At 70.4% G+C, this 16,234-nt stretch carries 16 protein-coding genes; 9 read left to right on the top strand and 7 right to left on the bottom strand.

Annotated features, from left to right (window positions below; translation table 11 throughout):
• Positions 1 to 100 precede the first annotated feature (100 nt).
• The 3 genes from GTZ93_RS11920 to rsmA are packed head-to-tail and all read left to right on the top strand — an operon-like array spanning position 101 to position 4,872.
• Positions 101 to 2,932: a response regulator gene (locus GTZ93_RS11920; protein ID WP_161662783.1), complete on the top strand. Its 2,832-nt coding sequence runs from the start codon at positions 101 to 103 to the stop codon at positions 2,930 to 2,932.
• A 52-nt stretch (positions 2,933 to 2,984) separates the two neighbouring features.
• Positions 2,985 to 3,983, top strand: coding sequence for a tRNA (adenosine(37)-N6)-threonylcarbamoyltransferase complex transferase subunit TsaD (tsaD, locus tag GTZ93_RS11915; RefSeq protein WP_120580007.1), 999 nt, complete (start codon positions 2,985 to 2,987; stop codon positions 3,981 to 3,983).
• Between the two features lie 10 nt (positions 3,984 to 3,993).
• Complete coding sequence (rsmA, locus tag GTZ93_RS11910; RefSeq protein ID WP_139920469.1) at positions 3,994 to 4,872, top strand: 16S rRNA (adenine(1518)-N(6)/adenine(1519)-N(6))-dimethyltransferase RsmA; 879 nt, start codon at positions 3,994 to 3,996, stop codon at positions 4,870 to 4,872.
• Between the two features lie 7 nt (positions 4,873 to 4,879).
• On the opposite strand, the gene GTZ93_RS11905 is transcribed toward rsmA, so the two are convergent.
• Positions 4,880 to 5,167 (bottom strand): hypothetical protein, encoded by a 288-nt coding sequence (locus tag GTZ93_RS11905; protein WP_121782145.1) that lies wholly within the window; start codon positions 5,165 to 5,167, stop codon positions 4,880 to 4,882.
• A gap of 182 nt (positions 5,168 to 5,349) precedes the next feature.
• Here GTZ93_RS11905 and GTZ93_RS11900 point away from each other — a divergent pair, with 182 nt between their 5' ends.
• From GTZ93_RS11900 to GTZ93_RS11880, 5 genes are all read left to right on the top strand, one after another.
• The gene (locus GTZ93_RS11900; RefSeq protein ID WP_120580010.1) at positions 5,350 to 5,991 is read left to right on the top strand and encodes a deoxynucleoside kinase; all 642 of its coding nucleotides are present in this window, start codon (positions 5,350 to 5,352) and stop codon (positions 5,989 to 5,991) included.
• Between the two features lie 169 nt (positions 5,992 to 6,160).
• Complete coding sequence (gene panB, locus GTZ93_RS11895; protein WP_139920471.1) at positions 6,161 to 7,069, top strand: 3-methyl-2-oxobutanoate hydroxymethyltransferase; 909 nt, start codon at positions 6,161 to 6,163, stop codon at positions 7,067 to 7,069.
• Positions 7,070 to 7,071: 2 nt separating this feature from the next.
• Complete coding sequence (gene panC / locus GTZ93_RS11890) at positions 7,072 to 7,926, top strand: pantoate--beta-alanine ligase (RefSeq protein WP_120580012.1); 855 nt, start codon at positions 7,072 to 7,074, stop codon at positions 7,924 to 7,926.
• 17 nt (positions 7,927 to 7,943) lie between these two features.
• Positions 7,944 to 8,429, top strand: a complete 486-nt coding sequence (gene smpB / locus GTZ93_RS11885) for an SsrA-binding protein SmpB (protein ID WP_014398822.1) — start codon at positions 7,944 to 7,946, stop codon at positions 8,427 to 8,429.
• Positions 8,430 to 8,465: 36 nt separating this feature from the next.
• Positions 8,466 to 9,008 carry a ClpXP protease specificity-enhancing factor SspB gene (locus tag GTZ93_RS11880; RefSeq protein ID WP_139920473.1) on the top strand — a complete coding sequence of 181 codons (543 nt, stop codon included), beginning with the start codon at positions 8,466 to 8,468 and terminating at the stop codon, positions 9,006 to 9,008.
• A gap of 21 nt (positions 9,009 to 9,029) precedes the next feature.
• Here the strand turns inward: GTZ93_RS11880 and GTZ93_RS11875 are convergent, their stop codons facing one another.
• The 6 genes from GTZ93_RS11875 to GTZ93_RS11850 all read right to left on the bottom strand — a co-directional run bounded on the left by GTZ93_RS11875 (position 9,030) and on the right by GTZ93_RS11850 (position 15,507).
• Positions 9,030 to 11,093, bottom strand: a complete 2,064-nt coding sequence (locus GTZ93_RS11875) for a protein kinase domain-containing protein (RefSeq protein ID WP_139920475.1) — start codon at positions 11,091 to 11,093, stop codon at positions 9,030 to 9,032.
• Between the two features lie 31 nt (positions 11,094 to 11,124).
• On the bottom strand, positions 11,125 to 11,511 hold the full coding sequence (locus GTZ93_RS11870; protein ID WP_120580015.1) for a DUF971 domain-containing protein: 387 nt from the start codon (positions 11,509 to 11,511) through the stop codon (positions 11,125 to 11,127).
• Positions 11,512 to 11,567: 56 nt separating this feature from the next.
• Complete coding sequence (locus tag GTZ93_RS11865) at positions 11,568 to 13,286, bottom strand: HD domain-containing phosphohydrolase (RefSeq protein WP_120598523.1); 1,719 nt, start codon at positions 13,284 to 13,286, stop codon at positions 11,568 to 11,570.
• Positions 13,287 to 13,315: 29 nt separating this feature from the next.
• Positions 13,316 to 14,167 (bottom strand): peptidoglycan-binding protein LysM, encoded by an 852-nt coding sequence (locus tag GTZ93_RS11860; RefSeq protein WP_139920477.1) that lies wholly within the window; start codon positions 14,165 to 14,167, stop codon positions 13,316 to 13,318.
• Complete coding sequence (locus GTZ93_RS11855) at positions 14,164 to 14,574, bottom strand: FecR family protein (protein ID WP_167548054.1); 411 nt, start codon at positions 14,572 to 14,574, stop codon at positions 14,164 to 14,166. The genes GTZ93_RS11860 and GTZ93_RS11855 overlap by 4 nt, the downstream gene beginning before the upstream one ends.
• A gap of 129 nt (positions 14,575 to 14,703) precedes the next feature.
• A complete protein-coding gene (locus GTZ93_RS11850) occupies positions 14,704 to 15,507 on the bottom strand; it encodes a carbon-nitrogen hydrolase family protein (RefSeq protein ID WP_120580019.1) in 804 nt (267 codons plus the stop codon).
• Positions 15,508 to 15,718: 211 nt separating this feature from the next.
• Here GTZ93_RS11850 and GTZ93_RS11845 point away from each other — a divergent pair, with 211 nt between their 5' ends.
• A complete protein-coding gene (locus tag GTZ93_RS11845; protein ID WP_120580020.1) occupies positions 15,719 to 16,204 on the top strand; it encodes a ribosome maturation factor RimP in 486 nt (161 codons plus the stop codon).
• Positions 16,205 to 16,234: the final 30 nt, after the last annotated feature.

The raw sequence follows: 16,234 nt of genomic DNA, 5'->3' as shown, positions 1-16,234 counted from the left end.
GTCCCGCCCATTGACACACCTGGAAACCGGACCCGATGCTTGCCCCTACGGGACGCCCCCGTCGGATCCGCCGTCCCGCCCGTCTTGAAAGGCATGCCACGTGGCCAAGCAGCACCTGCTCCTCGTCGATGGTGACGCGAAGAGTCTGCGCGTGATGGAGGTCAGCCTGAAGAAGGCCGGCTTCTCCGTCACGACTGCGATCCACGGCAAGGATGCGCTGGAGAAGGTCCAGATCAGCCCGCCGGACCTCGTGCTCGCGGACACCAAGATGCCGGAGATGGACGGCTTCGAGCTCTGCAAGACGCTCAAGTCCGACGAGCGCTTCAAGTTCATCCCCTTCGTCTTCCTGACGAACCAGAAGTCGGTCGAGTTCAAGGTGCGCGGCCTGGAACTCGGGGGCGACGACTACCTGACGAAGCCGATCTACATCAAAGAGATCGTCACCCGCGTGAAGATGATCCTTCAGAAGGCCGAGAAGGAACGCATCGAGAAGCGCGAGACGACCAAGGGCGGCTTCGCGGGAAGCCTCGCCGACATGGGCGTCGTGGACCTGGTCCAGACCTTCGAAATCGGACGCAAGACGGGCGTCATCTCCATCCAGGGCGAGCGCACCGGCGTCGTCTACTTCAAAGAGGGCCGCGTCATCGACGCGGAGCTGGGCCGGCTCAAGGGCGAGAACGCCTTCTACCGCCTGCTCAACACGTTCGAAGGCCAGTTCGACGTGCAGTTCACCACGTTGGACCGCACGGAGCGCATCGAGGTCTCCACGCAGGGCCTCCTCATGGAGGGCATGCGCCGGCTGGACGAGTGGGGCCGGATGCTCGAGCAGCTCCCGCCGCTGGAGACGGTCTTCGAAATCGACTACCACCAGCTGGCGGACCGCCTGTCGGAGATCCCCGACGAGGTGAACGGCCTCTTGCGCCTGTTCGACGGCAAGCGCGCGCTGTCGCGCGTGGTGGAGGACTCGGACTTCGAGGACCTGGCCGCGCTGGGCATCATCAGCAAGCTGTACTTCGAAGGGCTGATCCGCGAGCTGGGCAACGCGCCGCTGGAGCCCGTGCAGAGCAGCAAGCCGGGCATCGAGCAGTGGCTGAACGCCGCGCCGCCCATCCCCGTGGACGTCGCGCCCGCGCAGGAGGCCGCGCCCCAGGAAGCGCCGGCCCCCGTGGAACCGCCCCTGGTGGAGGCGGCGCCCGTGGCGGAGGTCCCGGTCACCGAGCCGGAGCCCGAAGCCGCGCCCGCGCATCCCGAGCCCATGGAGGAGGTCACGCCCGTGGCGGAGATGGCGCCCGCGCCGGTCTCCCCGCTGCCCGCGCAGGTGGTCATCTTCCCGCCGCGCGTTCGTCCCGGCGAGGACGGTCCGCCTCCGTTCGGACAGGAGGGCGCGGAGCCCGCGGTTCCGCCGCTGTCGCAGGAGGGCTCGGCGTTCCTCGTGGAGCCGCCTCCGGCGCACCGTGCGGTGGATCACGCGCGGCGCAGCCTGCTGCTCGACTGGAGCCGGGTGGACACGGAGGGCCTGAGCGCCTCCAGCACCTGGGGCCCCGGTTCGCCCTGGTCGTCCGCGGCCCGCGCTCCGGCGCCCAGCCCGTTCGCCGCCCAGCCCGCGCAGGCGCCCGTGGAGTCGCAGCCCTCGCGTCCGCCCATCTTCGGTGGCGCGGCCATCGCGCCCAGCCCGCTGGCGCCCGTGCCTCCGCCCACGCCGGCCCCGCCGTCGTCCGAGGTGACGCTGGTCAGCGGCATGGAGCCCTTCCAGGAAGAAGTGCCGGTGGAGGAGTCCGCGCCGCCGCAGCTCGCGCTGCCGCCGTATCCGGGCCACGGCATCACGCCGCCGCAGGTGGCCCCCGTGGCGCTCAACGTCGAGTTCCCCGAGACGACGCCCTTCAACACACAGCCGGCCTCCATGGAGCCGGTGGAGCCCGCCGCGCAGGACGTGCCCGCGTCCGAGGCCTACTTCACGGAGCCCGAGCCCGCCACGCCCGTGCAGCCGTCCGGAGCGAGCGCCACGGAGGCCTCCGCTCCCAGCGCGAACGCCCCGGCTGCCGCGACGACCACCCCGGCCCCTGTCGCGCCCCCTCCGGCCAGCACCGCGTCCACGAACAGCGCGGCCTCCACGAAGCCCGCCGCATCCAATCCCACGCACGACGAGGACGACGCGGCGCTGATCGCCGCGATGAAGCCCAAGCGCACGGGCCTCTACATCGCGGGCGGCTTGGTCCTCGTCGCGGCCGTGGCCGCGGTGGTGCTCTCCAAGGGCTCGGGCAGCTCCGAAACGCCCAAGCCCGACGCGCCCAAGGTGACGCAGCCCACGCAGCCCGTGGACGCGCCCAAGCCGCCGGAGACGACGCCTCCGCCGGTCGTCACGCCGCCGCCCACGAAGACCGTGGATGCGCAGACCGACGCGGGCACGCCCCCGGCGAAGATCGTCACCGTTCCGGAGGACGCGGGCACGCCGGTGAAGATGGCCACCCCCGAGCCCGCCGCCGTTCCCGACGCGGGCGCCGTCGCGGTCACCCCGCCGCCCACGCCCCCGGAGACCACCCCGCCCGTGGTGCAGGCGAAGGCCACCTACGCGGACTTCATCAAGGACGGCCGCGCGGCGATGGGCCGCAAGAGCTTCAAGGCGGCCGTGACCGCCTACCGCAAGGCGCTCGCGCTCGACAACGACTCCATCGAGGCGAAGACGGGCCTGGGCATCTCGCTGGCCAACAACAGCAGCACCAGCGAGGCCGGCTACCGGGAAGCGGCCAAGCTGCTCCAGGACGTCGTCAATGCGGAGCCCAAGAACGCGAAGGCCTGGTTCTGGCTGGGCAGCTCGCGGCAGTTCTCCGGTGATCAAACCCGAGCGGCCGAGGCCTATAAGAAGTATCTGTTCCTCGAACCGACGGGAAGCTCGGCGGACGAGGTGCGTGCCCTGCTCAATGGGATGAAATGAGCAGGGGAGGCGGCCTGTCCGCCTCCTGCCCGCCCTTGTTGTCGGAGTCGTCGTGCTCGTCCTGGGACTTGAAACCTCGTGCGATGAAACCGCCGCCGCCGTCGTGGAGGACGGGCGGCGCGTCCTGTCGGACGTCGTCTCCACGCAGGTGGACATCCACCGCCGCTGGGGCGGCGTCGTGCCGGAGCTGGCCAGCCGCAACCACATCGTCCAGGTGATGCCCGTCGTCCACGAGGCCCTCACGCGCGCGGACAAGACGCTGGACGACATCGACCTCATCGCCGTCACGTCCGGCCCCGGTCTCATCGGCGCGCTGCTCGTGGGGCTCCAGGTGGCCAAGGGGCTGAGCCTCGCCACCGGCAAGCCCTTCGTGGGCGCCAACCACCTGGAAGGGCACCTGCTCGCCATCCGCCTGCTAGAGGACGCGCCCGCGCCGCCCTTCCTGGGGCTCGTCGTCTCCGGCGGCCACACCAGCCTCTACGAGGTGCGTGACTACGGGAACTACCGCCTCGTGGGCCGCACGCGCGACGACGCCGCGGGCGAGGCCTACGACAAGACGGCGCGCATCCTCGGCCTGCCGTACCCGGGAGGGCAGCCCATCGACGAGCTGGCCCAGAAGGGCAACCCGGAGGCCATCCGCTTCCCGCGCGCGCTGCCCGGCGACAACCTGGACGTGTCCTTCTCCGGCCTGAAGACGTCGGTGCTCCACCACGTCCAGAAGCACGGCGTGCCGGAGGGCCAGGCCCTCCACGACCTGTGCGCGTCGTTCCAGGAGGCGGTGGCGGACGTGCTGTCGAAGAAGCTCGTCGCCGCCGCGAAGAAGCTGGGGCACAACCAGCTGGTGCTGTGCGGCGGGGTGGCGGCGAACTCGCGACTCAGGGCGCTGTGCAAGCAGCGCGCGGAGGAGCGGGGCCTGCGCATGTTCCTGCCGCCGGTGCGGCTGTGCACGGACAATGGCGCGATGATCGCCGTCGCGGGGTATGAAGCGTGGCGCCGCGGCTTGCGCGGTGATTTCCGCCTCGCGGCCGACCCCGCCTGGCGCATGGAGTAGGGGCCTGACAGTGGATTCTCCGCGCGACATCCTCAAGCGCCACGGCCTGCGGGCCAAGCACAGCTGGGGACAGAACTTCCTCGGAGACCCGGACGCGCTCCAGTCCATCTCGGACGCGCTCGAGCTGCGCGAGGGTGAACCCGTGGTGGAGCTGGGCCCGGGCCTGGGCCACCTCACCCGCTTCCTCGCCGCCACCGGCGCGCGCGTCACCGCCGTGGAGCGCGACCGCGACATGGTGGCCGTGCTGGAGAAGGAAGCCATCCCCGGCGTGCGCGTGGTGCCCGGCAACGCCGCCACGGTGGACTTCGCCCAGGTGGCCGGCGCGGACGACATCGCGCTCGTGGGCAACCTGCCGTACCACCTCACCAGCCCCATCCTCTTCCAGGTGCTCGCGCAGCGCGCCCGAATCTCGCGCGCCGTCTTCACGCTCCAGAAGGAGGTCGTGGTGCGGCTGGCCGCGGAGCCCGGCAACCGCGACTACGGCTTGCTCACGGTGCTGCTCGGCCTGCACTTCGACGTGGAGCAGGTGCTCACGCTGGAGGCGTGGCGCTTCCATCCGCCCCCGAAGGTGGACTCCGCCGTGCTGCGCCTCACGCGGCTCAAGAAGCCCCGCGCGCCGCTGGTGGACGAGGCCCGCTTCACGCGGCTGGTGAAGGCCGGCTTCGCGCAGCGCCGCAAGACGCTGATCAACTCGCTCAAGTCCGACAAGGGCCTGGCGTCGCCAGAGGTGATGCTCGCCGCGCTCCAGACGGCGGGCATCGACCCGGGCCGCCGCGCGGAGACGCTCTCCCCGGAGGAGTTCGCTTCCATCGAGCGCGCCCTGGGCCCCGTCACCGCCATGGCGCCGCCGCCCCCGGACGCGCCGGAAGCGGAAGCTTCAGAAGAGTAGGGGACGTTCAGCGCTTCTGGCCCAGCGCGGCCAGAAGCCCACCCTGCTGGGAGAGGAACGCGCGGAACTCGTCCTCATCGATGCGCAGGCGCGCGAGCACGCCGCTGAGGACCTCGTCCACGGAGCCCTCCGGCCGGCGCTTCAGCTCGAAGGCCGTCTTCAGCAGGGCCACGCCATAGAGTGGATCCACGTCCACTGGAGGTGCGGGAGGGGCCGTGACCGGACGGACGGCGGGCGCCGCTTCCGTCGTTTCCACCAGGTCCACCACCGTCTTCACCCGCTGCCTGCCGCGCATCTGTGGCCCGTCGCTCCCGCTGGTGCGTATTCGCGGGCACCGTAGGGGATGACCCCCAAGGGCGCAAGGGTCGGGTGATCCGGCGAAAATTGCCGGATGCACGGGGGCATGGTTGTGTTATCCGCCCCCCGTGCGCGCATGTGTCTCATGCGTGGCTTTCCGGGGGCGGAGGCCTCGGGCCGATGGACCACCGCTACATCGTCGTCGAAGGCCCCATCGGCGTGGGCAAGACGAGCCTCACCAACCTCCTCACGGAGCGACTGGGCAGCCGCCGCATTCTAGAGGTGGTGGAGGAGAATCCCTTCCTCTCCAGCTTCTACGCGGACCGGCAGAAGTTCGCGTTCCAGACGCAGGTGTTCTTCCTGCTCTCGCGCTTCCGCCAGCAGCAGGAGCTCTTCCAACAGGACCTGTTCCGCTCCGTCACCGTGAGCGACTACCTGTTCGCGAAGGACCGCATCTTCGCCAACCTCACGCTGGCCTCGGACGAGCTGGCGCTCTACGACCGCGTCTTCGAGGCGCTGGGGCCCCGCGTCCCGCAGCCCGACCTGGTCATCTACCTCCAGGCCCAGCTGGACGTGCTGCTGCATCGCATCAAGAAGCGCGGCCGTGAATTCGAGCGCAAGTTCGACGCGGGCTACCTGGAGTCGCTCACGCACGCGTACAACGACTTCTTCGCGCACTATCAGGACACGCCGCTTCTGGTCGTGAACACGTCGGACATCGACTTCGTGCACAACGAGGCGGACCGCGAGGACCTGCTGTTGGCCATCCAGAACGCGAAATCCGGCGTGCAGCACTACACCCCCAAGTCCCGCCGGGGCTGACGGCCGCCGCCCGCCTGGCTGCCTGGCGTGGGTTAAACCCCCACGAGGCCCCGAGGGCGTTAGAGTGCATCCCCGTGGAACCCCCGGCCTCCGGCGATCCCCCTGGGGACGGCGAGGGGCCTGAAGTTCCACGCGGCTGTCCCACCCGTCTTGCCACAGGAGGTGAACCGTGAAGGACAAGGTCACCATCCACACGCTGAAGCGCCTGAAGCAGTCCGGTCAGAAGATCTGCATGGTCACCGCGTACGACGCGACGTTCGCGCGCATCCTCGATGAGGGTGGCGCGGACGTGCTCCTGGTCGGTGACTCGCTGGGCATGGTCATCCAGGGCCAGGAGTCCACGCTGCCCGTCACCATGGACCAGATGGTCTACCACGCGGCGGCGGTGGCTCGCGGCGCGAAGCGGGCGCACGTGGTGGGCGACCTGCCCTTCATGAGCTACCAGGTGTCGCCGCAAGAGGCGGTGCGCAACGCCGGGCGGCTCGTCTCCGAAGGCAACGTGGGCAGCGTGAAGCTGGAGGGCGGCGCCGAGTTCGCCGAAACCGTGCGCGCCATCGTCCGCGCCAGCATCCCTGTCATGGGCCACCTGGGGCTGACGCCGCAGTCCGTGCACAAGATGGGCGGCTACGTGGTGCAGGGCCGCGACGAGGACGCCGCGCGCCGCATGCTGGATGACGCGCTCGCGCTGGAGGCCGCTGGCGCCTATGCGCTGGTGCTGGAGGGCGTGCCGCTGGAGCTGGCGCGCACCATCACCCAGAGCCTGAAGATTCCGACCATCGGCATCGGCGCGGGCAAGCACTGTGATGGCCAGGTGCTGGTCTGCTACGACCTGCTGGGCATGAACCCGGACTTCAAGCCGAAGTTCGTGAAGCGCTTCGCCAACCTGCACGGGAACATCAAGGAGGCCGCGAACACGTACTTCTCCGAAGTGCGCGCGGGCACCTTCCCGGATGAAGAGCACAGCTTCAAGGCCACCAAGGGCATCCGGCTGGTGACGCCCACGCCGGCGGCCCCCGACGCGGAAGGCGCTGGCGAGCCCGCGGAGAAGGTCGGCGGCATCTACGGGGCTCCCGTCTAGCCATGGCACCCCACGTCCTGCGCACCGTTCCGGAAGTGAAGGCCTGGGTCGCGTCCCTCCAGAAGGAGGGCAAGACGCTGGCGCTCGTGCCCACCATGGGCTTCCTCCATGAGGGACATGTCTCGCTCATGAGAGAGGGCGGCCGGCGCGCGGACGTGGTGGCTGCGTCCATCTTCGTGAACCCCACGCAGTTCGGTCCCAGCGAAGACCTGGCGCGCTACCCGCGCGACTTCGACGGGGACCTGGCCAGGTGCGCGAGCGCGGGCGTCACGGCCGTGTTCGCGCCCGAGCCCGCGGCGATGTACCCCCCGGGCTACCAGACCTACGTGGACGTCACGGAGGTCAGCCAGGGGCTGTGCGGCGAGCGGCGTCCCGGCCACTTCCGGGGCGTCGCCACCATCGTCACGCAGCTGTTGGCGCTGTTCCGGCCGGCCGTGGCGCTCTTCGGAGAGAAGGACTACCAGCAGCTCCAGGTCATCAAGACGCTCAACCGCGACCTGCACCTGGGCGCGGACATCGTGGGCATGCCCACGGTGCGGGAAGCGGACGGGCTGGCCATGAGCAGCCGCAACGCCTATCTGTCCGCGGATGGACGCCAGCGGGCGCTCGCCCTGTCGAAGGGCATCCGGGCGGCCCAGGCCCTGCTCGCCTCCGGCACCCGGGACACACGGGCGTTGGTGGAGGCCGCCCGCCGTGAATTGCAGGCGGCGGACCTCCGCGAGGACTACGTGGAGGTTCGGGACGCCGGGACGCTTTCACCCCTGGACTCGGTGGCGCCCGGACAGACGGCGCGCATGCTGGTGGCGGCCTTCTCGGGCACCACGCGGCTCATCGACAACATGCCGCTGGCCGGTTAGGAGACCCGGGACACGTTATGGCCGCTGGAAAGTCGAAGGGTGTGGGTGCGGAGCCGGGGGTGAAGCTCATTGCCGAGAATCGGCGTGCGCGCTTCGACTACACGGTGGATGAGAAGATAGAGGCCGGGCTGGAGCTCACGGGGAGCGAGGTGAAGTCGTTGCGTGAAGGAACGGCCAACCTGTCGGACGCCTACGCGCTCCAGAAGGGCACGGAGCTGTTCCTGCTCAACGCCCACATCGGCTCCTACAAGGCGGCCAGCGTCTTCGACCACCTTCCCACCCGGGGCCGGAAGCTGCTGATGCACCGGGCGGAGATAGACCGGTGGACGGCGAAGGTTCGCGAGCGCGGTTACTCCATCATCCCGCTCGTGCTGTACTTCAGGAAGGGACGGGCCAAGGTGGAACTGGGCCTGTGCCGCGGCAAGACGCACGAAGACCGCCGTCACGACATCAAGGAACGGGAGACGAAGCGGGAGATGGACCGGGAAGTGCGCCGTCGTTGAGGGCGCTCCCGCAATTCCCCTGCCGGACACGCTGGAATGGACAAGAAGGTTTCCGACAAGAAGGAGCGGCTGTTGGCCGCGCTCGACCAGGGCATGGTGATGATCCACCTGGACGCGCGCCGTCCGGGCGTGCTCGTCCCCGCCAGCCTCAGGGGCGAAGCGCACCTGCGCCTCAACCTCTCCTACCGTTTCGAGCCCCCCGACCTCACGGTGGGCGAGTGGGGCGTGCGCTGCACGCTGAGCTTCTCCGGTTCGCGCTTCACGGTGGCGGTGCCCTGGTCGGCGCTGTTCGCCATCGCCAGCCACGTGACGAAGGAGTTCTGGATGTACCCGGAGGAGATGCCGCCGGAGCTGCTCCAGCAGCCGCCGGTGGCGTCCGCCTCCGTCGCGCGTCCGCCGCAGCCCGCGCCGGTGCCCGTGGCCGCGGAGCGGCCCCGTGCCTTCCTGCGCGAGGTGCAGGCCGAGCACACCGAGGAGCCGGAGTCGCGTCCGGAGGTGGTGCCTCCGCCGCCGCCCGAGGGAGGCCCCCCGGAAGAGCCGCAGCCGCCGCGCCGTGGCCACCTGCGGCTGGTGAAGTAGGACGACGGGCCCGGCGGAGCGTCAGCGCTTGAGCTCCGCCGCCACGTCCGACTTCTTGCCGCCCATGAACGACCCCGTCCAGACGCGGTAGCCCTTGAGCTTGAGCTGCACGGGGACGGAGCGCGCGGGGTAGACGTTGTCCATCACCAGCGGCGTCACGCCCACCTCCACGCCGTCCACCAGGACGGTGGCGCCGGAGGGCTCGCTGCGGATGGACAGGACCGCTGACGGGAGTCCGAGCGCGCGCAGCACCTGGAGTTCGTAGCGGGGCCACACGAACAGCGCGCCCGCAGCGAGCACGGCCGCGATGCCGAGCAGCGCCACGGCCGGTCCCCAGCGCCCGCGGGAGCGGGAAGGCGCCATGGGCTCGAACTCCGACGGCGAACTCTCCGCCCGGGGCGCGCGCTCCTCCAGCTCCAGGTCACCCTGGGCCGCCTGACGGATGCTGGGCCGGTTCATCCGCTCCGCGTCGTCCACGTCCGAGATGGACTGCGTGGCCAGCGCGGGAGCATCCGCCGGAGCGGGGGAGGGCGCCTGCGTCCGGGCTCGCGAGGCAGGGGTCGCCGCACTCGTCTGCGGTCGAGAATCAGGCGCTCCAGTGGGCCCACTCGCCGGAGCCCGAGCGGGTGCGGACGCCGCCGCCGCGTTCGCCTGAGGCCGAGAAGCAGCGGCCCCAGTGGGCCCATTCGCCTGCGCCCAAGCGGGTGCGGACGTCGCCATCGCGAGCGCGTTCGCCTGAGGCCGCGAAGGGCCTGGCCGCGCGGAGCCATGCGGGGCCGCAGGGTCGCGTCCAGGCGCTGAAGCGTCGGGAGCCATCGCAGGAGCCTCGCCCGCATCGCTCCAACGCCCGGAAGGCCCGCGCGTGCAGGACTCACAGGGAGAGTCAGGGGACTCCAGCGCCGAACCGCACAGGGCACAGGTGTGGACCACGGCGCCGGACGCGGACAGCGAGACGCCTCCGGCCGGTGGGCTCCACGGCTCCTCTTCCTCCGCCGCCACGGGGACAGAGGCCGGAGGCGCCTTCCACGCTGGCGAAGCGCCATAAGCCATCGTGGCCTGTCGTGCGCCAGACGCGGACGGGATGCGCCCCGTGTCCACGCCCTCGAGCGGCACGGCGGACATCACGAACGACGCCGACGTCGAAGCCGGGGCCTCCGCGAGCGCGGCCTGGGCCACCTCGCCCACGGACAGGGGCAGCCGGACGCCGCGCAGGAAGGTCGCCAGCGCGTGCGACGACGCGGGCTCCCCCGTCTGCGCGAGCCACCGCGCCAACGCCTCCGACACGTCCTCCGGCTCCGGAAAGCGGGCCGCCGGGTCGCGCGACAGCATGCGCAGCACCAGCGTGGCCAGCGACGCCGGCACGTCCGGCAGCGACGAGGGCGCGCGGTTGAGGATGGAGTACGCCACCGCCATCGGCTCCGCCGCCGCCGACCCGAACGGGTGCTGCCCCGCGAGCAGCTCCGCCAGGAGGGTGCCCAGCGAGAACTGGTCGCTGAGCGCCGTGGCCGGCTCGCCCCGGAGCACTTCCGGCGCCGCGTAGGGCACCTTGCCCTTGAAGGCCCCGGGCTCCGTGCGCGACAGGCCCGCCAGCCGCGCGATACCGAAGTCCGTGACCTTCACCTCGCCTTCGCGCGACACCAGCAGGTTGGACGGGGACACGTCCCGGTGCGCCGTTACCACCGGGTGGCCGTCGTGCTGGCGGCGGTACGCGTGCTGCAATCCCGCCTGCGCCTGGCTCGCGATGAACACCGCCAGGTGCGGAGGAATGCGCAGGCCCTGGCGCGTCACCGCGCGGATCAGCGCGCCCAGGTCCCAGCCGTCCACCAACTCCATCACCAGGAAGAGCCCTTCAGCGCTCTCCCCCACGTCGTGCACGGTGACGATGTTCTGGTGCTGCAGCAGCATGGCCAGCCGCGCCTCGGAGACGAACATCCGGGAGTTGTCCGGCTCGCGCGCCAGGTGCGGCAGCACGCGCTTGATGGCCACGGTCCGCTCGAAGCCCTCCGCGCCCTTCGCCACGCCCAGGAACAGCTCCGCCATGCCTCCCGTGGCCAGGGGTTGCAGCAGCCGGTAGCGCGACGTCACGGGGACCTCCGGAAGGACGCGGTGGGGCGCTTCACCCCTGCGATTGGGTGATTTCGCGCAGGTGGTTCCACGGGTAGATGCCCGTGGTGTGCTGGTCGCTGAAGACGAACGCGAGCGCGTAGTTGCCCACCGGCTGCATCTGCAACACGCGCAGGTTCGCGGGCACCTGCGAGGGGTCCAGCGTGCGCTTCGCCGTCCACTCGTCCACGCACGCGGCGCACGGGCACTGCTGGCGCAGCACCTGCGCGGTGGCGGTCGTCGTCACGCCGTCATCCCACGTCAGCGTCAGCGACTCGCCGTCCGCGGACAGCTTCGCATCCGTCGCGCTGACGGGCTTGGGCGCGGGCTTGATGCGATCCCAGAAATTGCTCACCGGTACACCTTCCAAGGCTTTGGAGCAGCAGCCCCTCCCTACCATCCTTCCGGCGGAGTGGGGGGCCTGCCGCGAAAGCGAAGGACCCGGGGAACGGGGCTTCAGGAAGCCAGCTTGACGGGCTGCCGGTGGCCTTCCAGCCGCACGCCCCGCTGGGCCAGCACCGCGCGCAGCGCCAGCACCACCTTGGGGTCCAGCTGCGCGCCGCTCAGGTTGTCCAGGATCTCCATCGCCTTCTCCAGCGGCATGGCCTTCTGGTAGGGGCGCGTGGAGGTGCACGCATCGAAGGTGTCCGCGCACGCCACGATGCGCGCGAGCATCGGAATGGCCTCGCCCTTGAGCTTGTCCGGGTAGCCCGTGCCGTCCCAGCGCTCGTGGTGGTGGCGCACGCACGCGCGCACCGAGCCCAGGAACGTCACCGGCCCGATGATGGCGTCACCGATGGCGGGGTGCTCGCGCATCAGGGACATCTCCTGGTCGGTGAGCCGGGACTGCTTGCAGAGGATGTTCTCCGGAATGCCAATCTTCCCGATGTCGTGGAGGATGCCGCCGTACTGCAGTTGCCGAAGCTCGCGCTCGGTGAGCTTCAGCTCCTTGCCAATCTCCACCGCCACGTCGCCCACCCGCTGGCTGTGGCCACGCGTGTACGCGTCCTTGGAGTCGATGGAGTTGGCCAGCGCGACGATGGTCTCCAGGTAGCCCTTCTCCAGACTCTCGTAGAGGCCGCGCGTCTCCATGTCGTACGCCATGAGCTGCTTGCTCATGTAGTTGAACGTCTGGGCCAGCTCCCCCAGCTCGTTCTTCTGCTTCAGGTGCACCTCCACGCCGAACTTGCCGCGCGCCAGCTCCAGCGACGTCGCGATGAAGGTCTTCAGCGGCTGCGTGAGGTTGCGGGAGAAGATGGCCGCCAGCACCAGCGCCACCAGGATGGCGCCGCCCAGGCCCAGGAGGATGCGCCGCTCCATGGTCTCCACCTGGCGGTACGCATGCTCCACCGGCTGCTCGGAGACAATGGCCCAGCCCGCCTCCGGCAGCACCGAGTACGCGGACACCACCGCGTCGCGCCCCTCGCCGAAGTTGCCCACGTGGAACAGCTCCGTGTCGGGTGTGCCCTCGCGCTGCTTGAGCAGGTGCGCCAGGGGCAGCCGCTTCGACACGTCGTCACCCACCGCGCCCAGGTCGCCGCCGCCCGTAATCAAGCGGCCGTGCCGGTCCGCCAGGTACGCGAACCCCGTGCTGCCCACGCGCTCCTGCGCCAGCATCTGCCGCAGGCCTGCGAGCGTGATGTCCGCGGCCATGTAGCCCTGCACCGGGTCGCCCACGGGGAAGGCCAGCGTCACCACCGGCCCGCCGCCGGCTCCGCCGTGGGACGCCACCACGTCCGAGTAGCGCACCCCGGTGAGCCCCTCATCCAACAGGGCCCGCGCGCGCTCTTCGTGCTCCGCCACCCCGCTGGGCGCCATGTCGTGCACCGCGAAGGCCTGCAGGCCGGGAAGCCGCTGCCGGTCCGCGCCGAACACGGTGAGCGCCAGCAACTCCGGGCGCTGGTTGAGCACCGCCGCGATGTGCAGCCGCTGCGTGTCGCCCGGCAGCGTGAAGAAGCCGCCCGGCACGCTGGACAGCCCCACCACGCGCTCCGTTGGGTCCTCCAGGAAGCTCTCCGCCTTGAGCCGCAGCTGCTTCACCCGCTCCTGGGCCAGCTCCTGCGCGTCGCGGATGAGCAGCTCGCGCGTATGGGACACCGACAACCAGCCCACCATCAGCGTGGGGATGATGCTGACGACCAGCATCAGGAGGAGGATGGCTTTGAAAAGTCGCACGGCGGTGGCTCCTCGCTCGGGTCAGGCGGCTACTTCTGCCACCCGTCCTTCACCTTGACGTTGAGTTCGAGCGATTCCGCGGCCAGCTCGAAGCGCCGTGTCTGGGAGGGCAGGGACCGCCCCTGCTCCGGACTCACCGCCGTCACCGTCCAGCGATAACGACCCGCGGGCAGCGCCGGCAACGTCCATTGCCGCGCGGCCTGCACCGTGCGCACCGGCGCGGGCGTGGCTTTCCCCTCCACGCCTTCCGCGACGACCTCCACCTCGTAGCGCGTGGCGCCTGAGACGGATGCCCACGCCAGCGTCACCGGTCCCAGAAGCCCTCCATCCGCCGGCTTCAGCGTGAAGCGGGCCTTGTCCGCGGGCTGTGCCAGCTGCGGCGCGCCGGGCGGCTCTGGCAGCATGGTGCCCTGCTGCACGCGCACGGACTCGCCCTTCGCCAGCACGCGGGTGGCGTGCTGCGCCTCCACGGTGACGGGAGGCCCCTGCCGGTGCGTGACGGTGGTGGTGCCGCCGTCGTGGTCCACCTCCACCGTGAAGTTGGACGGCTGGGGCGGGTTGAGCAGCGCCCACGCCTCGTCCGCCTTGTGCAGCGCGTCCGCGTACCGAGCGGCCTGGAAGTGCGCCTCCGCTTCCTTCATGCGGGACTCGGCCTCACGGCGGCGCGCATCCTCCGGCGCGGCCTTCACCGCCGCGCGCGACATCTCCAGCGCCTTGAGCGCCGTCTGCGGCTCCGTCCCGGGCGCCTTGCGAGGGCCCGCCGGAGCGCTGCCTCCGGGAAGGGTCGTGCCGTCCGGAGGCTCTCGCCCCACGGCGGTCGGTGCGGTTGACGGCACCACGGACAGCCCCATCCACGCGCTGAGCCAGAGGGCGGCCTTCATTGGAATTCAATCTTCCTGCCCGCACGAACCGTGGCGGATGGGGTGGTGACGGACAGCGACTGGGTGGCCGGCTTCTCCAGGGTGGCGTCCACCCGTCCCCGCAGGACGGTGACGTCCGTTCGCAACTTGCTCTCCGCGATGCCGACCAGGGAATCGCCCCCCAGGTGCAGCGTGCTGCCATTGGCGAACACCACCTGGGCGCTGGCCCCGGCCTCGGTGCGGACCTTGTCGTTTTCGTAGAGGGGCAGCTCGTCGCGCGCGGGGCTCCATTCGTCCGCCACCGCGCGTTTGATCTGCACGTCCCCCTTCAGCCCCCGCAGGTGCGCGCGGGGAACAGGCGGAGGCAGGGGCGCCTCGGTGGGCCCACGAGGCTTCTCATCGGCGGTACAGCCGGGAGGAAGGGCCATGAGTGCGACCGCGAAAAGCAGGGGAGGCCAGCGTCGTACGTTCACCAGAGGGGTCTTCCTGAAAACCACTCTACCCGGAAACGTCGCGCCGGAAGGGCCTCCCGCCCCCTCCCGTTCACTCTCGCCCGCTCAGTCCAACCGCCTGTGCGCCAGGCACGGCAAATTCCGCCGGATGCGTGCCTGGAGCTCCGGATCCACCGGCGCCAGCGCCAGGCCCTCGCCCTCGGAGGCCCGCGCCGTCACCAGGCCCCACGGGTCCACCACCATCGCGTGGCCGTACGTCAGCCGCTGCGCGGAGTGCCGCCCGCCCTGCGCTGGCGCCAGCACGTACGCCTGGTTTTCAATGGCCCGGGCGCGCAGCAGCACCTCCCAGTGGTCCTTGCCGGTCATCATCGTGAAGGCCGCCGGCACCGCGAGCAGCGTCGCCCCGTCCTTCGACAGCCGCCGGTACAGCTCCGGGAAGCGCAGGTCGTAGCAGACGCTCATGCCCAGCCGGCCCACCACCGTGTCCACCGCCACCACCTCAGTCCCCGGTGCCACCGCCGCGGACTCCTGATAGGTGGCACCGTCGCCCACATCCACGTCGAACAGGTGCATCTTGCGGTAGACGGCCAGCCGGGCGCCGTCCGGGCCGAACAGGACGCTGGTGTTGTAGAGCCGGCCGCCGGGCGCTCCCTCCTCCAGGATGGAGCCGGCCAGCAGCGTCGTCTTGGTCCCCCGGGCCAGCTCCGCCATCCGGCTCAGGGTGGGGCCGTCCAGGGCTTCCGCGGCGGAGGGGCGCTCGGGCTCCGGGCCCATCCAGGAGAAGTTCTCCGGCAGGCCCACCAGGTGGGCACCCAGGGAGGCAGCCTGGCGCACGAGGCGCGTGGCCACGTCCAGGTTGTGGGCCTTGTCCGCGGTGGACACCATCTGTGCGGCGGCGATGAGGTGCATGGGGGCGTTATAACGCCACCGGCGTCACTCGGAACCCCTGGGAATCCTTCAATCCCGGGGGGCGTTTGAGCCGGCGCCTCGGGGTGTGTCCTTCCTTTACACCCCAAGGGGGCGTGTGTTACGGGACGCCCCGACATTTTTCGACGCATCACATTCGAAAAGTGGGCCGCCGTGCCCGCTTTTCGCGTTTTTGGAGACCTGTTTCCTGGCCATGGAGCCGAAGAACATCAAACAGACGGTGGAGGAGAAGGCAGCGGCGCTGCTGGACCCCATCGTGGCGAACGAAGGCCTGGAGCTCCTGGACGTGGAGTACGTCCGCGAGCGCGAGGGCTGGGTTTTGCGGCTGTTCATCGACAAGCCCGGTGGCCGGGTGGGACTGGAAGAGTGCTCCCAGGTGTCGCGCGCGGTGGATCCGGTGCTCGACGTGGAGGACTTCATCCCCCAGGAATACAACCTGGAGGTGTCCAGCCCCGGGGTGAACCGGCCCTTGAAGAAGCCGGCGCACTTCGAACGGGTGAAGGGGCAGAAGGTCAAGGTGAAGACCTTCGGCCCGCTGGGTGACCCGCCGCGGAAGAACTTCAGCGGCACGCTCATCGGAGTGGCGGCCGACGCCATCTCCGTGGACGTGGAAGGGGGCGGTGCCTTCATCATCCCCTTCAAGGACATCGCCAAGGCCCATCTGGAGTTCGAGTTCTAGCAGTCGACATACAGGGGACCCTGTTCGCGC

It is taken from the genome of Corallococcus exiguus (genome assembly GCF_009909105.1).
GTDB lineage: Bacteria > Myxococcota > Myxococcia > Myxococcales > Myxococcaceae > Corallococcus > Corallococcus exiguus.
The sequence above is the reverse complement of the archived record's forward strand: the minus strand, read 5'-3'. Positions and strand labels throughout refer to the sequence as shown.

Bases quoted from the DNA above. Each gene is read 5' to 3' on its own strand.
- GTZ93_RS11905 (WP_121782145.1), bottom strand. From the start codon at position 5,167: ATGCGCGGCAGGCAGCGGGTGAAGACGGTGGTGGACCTGGTGGAAACG.
- GTZ93_RS11880 (WP_139920473.1), top strand. From the start codon at position 8,466: ATGGACAAGAAGGTTTCCGACAAGAAGGAGCGGCTGTTGGCCGCGCTC.
- GTZ93_RS11855 (WP_167548054.1), bottom strand. From the start codon at position 14,574: ATGGCCCTTCCTCCCGGCTGTACCGCCGATGAGAAGCCTCGTGGGCCC.
- smpB (WP_014398822.1), top strand. From the start codon at position 7,944: ATGGCCGCTGGAAAGTCGAAGGGTGTGGGTGCGGAGCCGGGGGTGAAG.
- GTZ93_RS11845 (WP_120580020.1), top strand. From the start codon at position 15,719: ATGGAGCCGAAGAACATCAAACAGACGGTGGAGGAGAAGGCAGCGGCG.
- panC (WP_120580012.1), top strand. From the start codon at position 7,072: ATGGCACCCCACGTCCTGCGCACCGTTCCGGAAGTGAAGGCCTGGGTC.
- GTZ93_RS11860 (WP_139920477.1), bottom strand. From the start codon at position 14,167: ATGAAGGCCGCCCTCTGGCTCAGCGCGTGGATGGGGCTGTCCGTGGTG.
- GTZ93_RS11870 (WP_120580015.1), bottom strand. From the start codon at position 11,511: ATGGTAGGGAGGGGCTGCTGCTCCAAAGCCTTGGAAGGTGTACCGGTG.
- GTZ93_RS11900 (WP_120580010.1), top strand. From the start codon at position 5,350: ATGGACCACCGCTACATCGTCGTCGAAGGCCCCATCGGCGTGGGCAAG.
- GTZ93_RS11850 (WP_120580019.1), bottom strand. From the start codon at position 15,507: ATGCACCTCATCGCCGCCGCACAGATGGTGTCCACCGCGGACAAGGCC.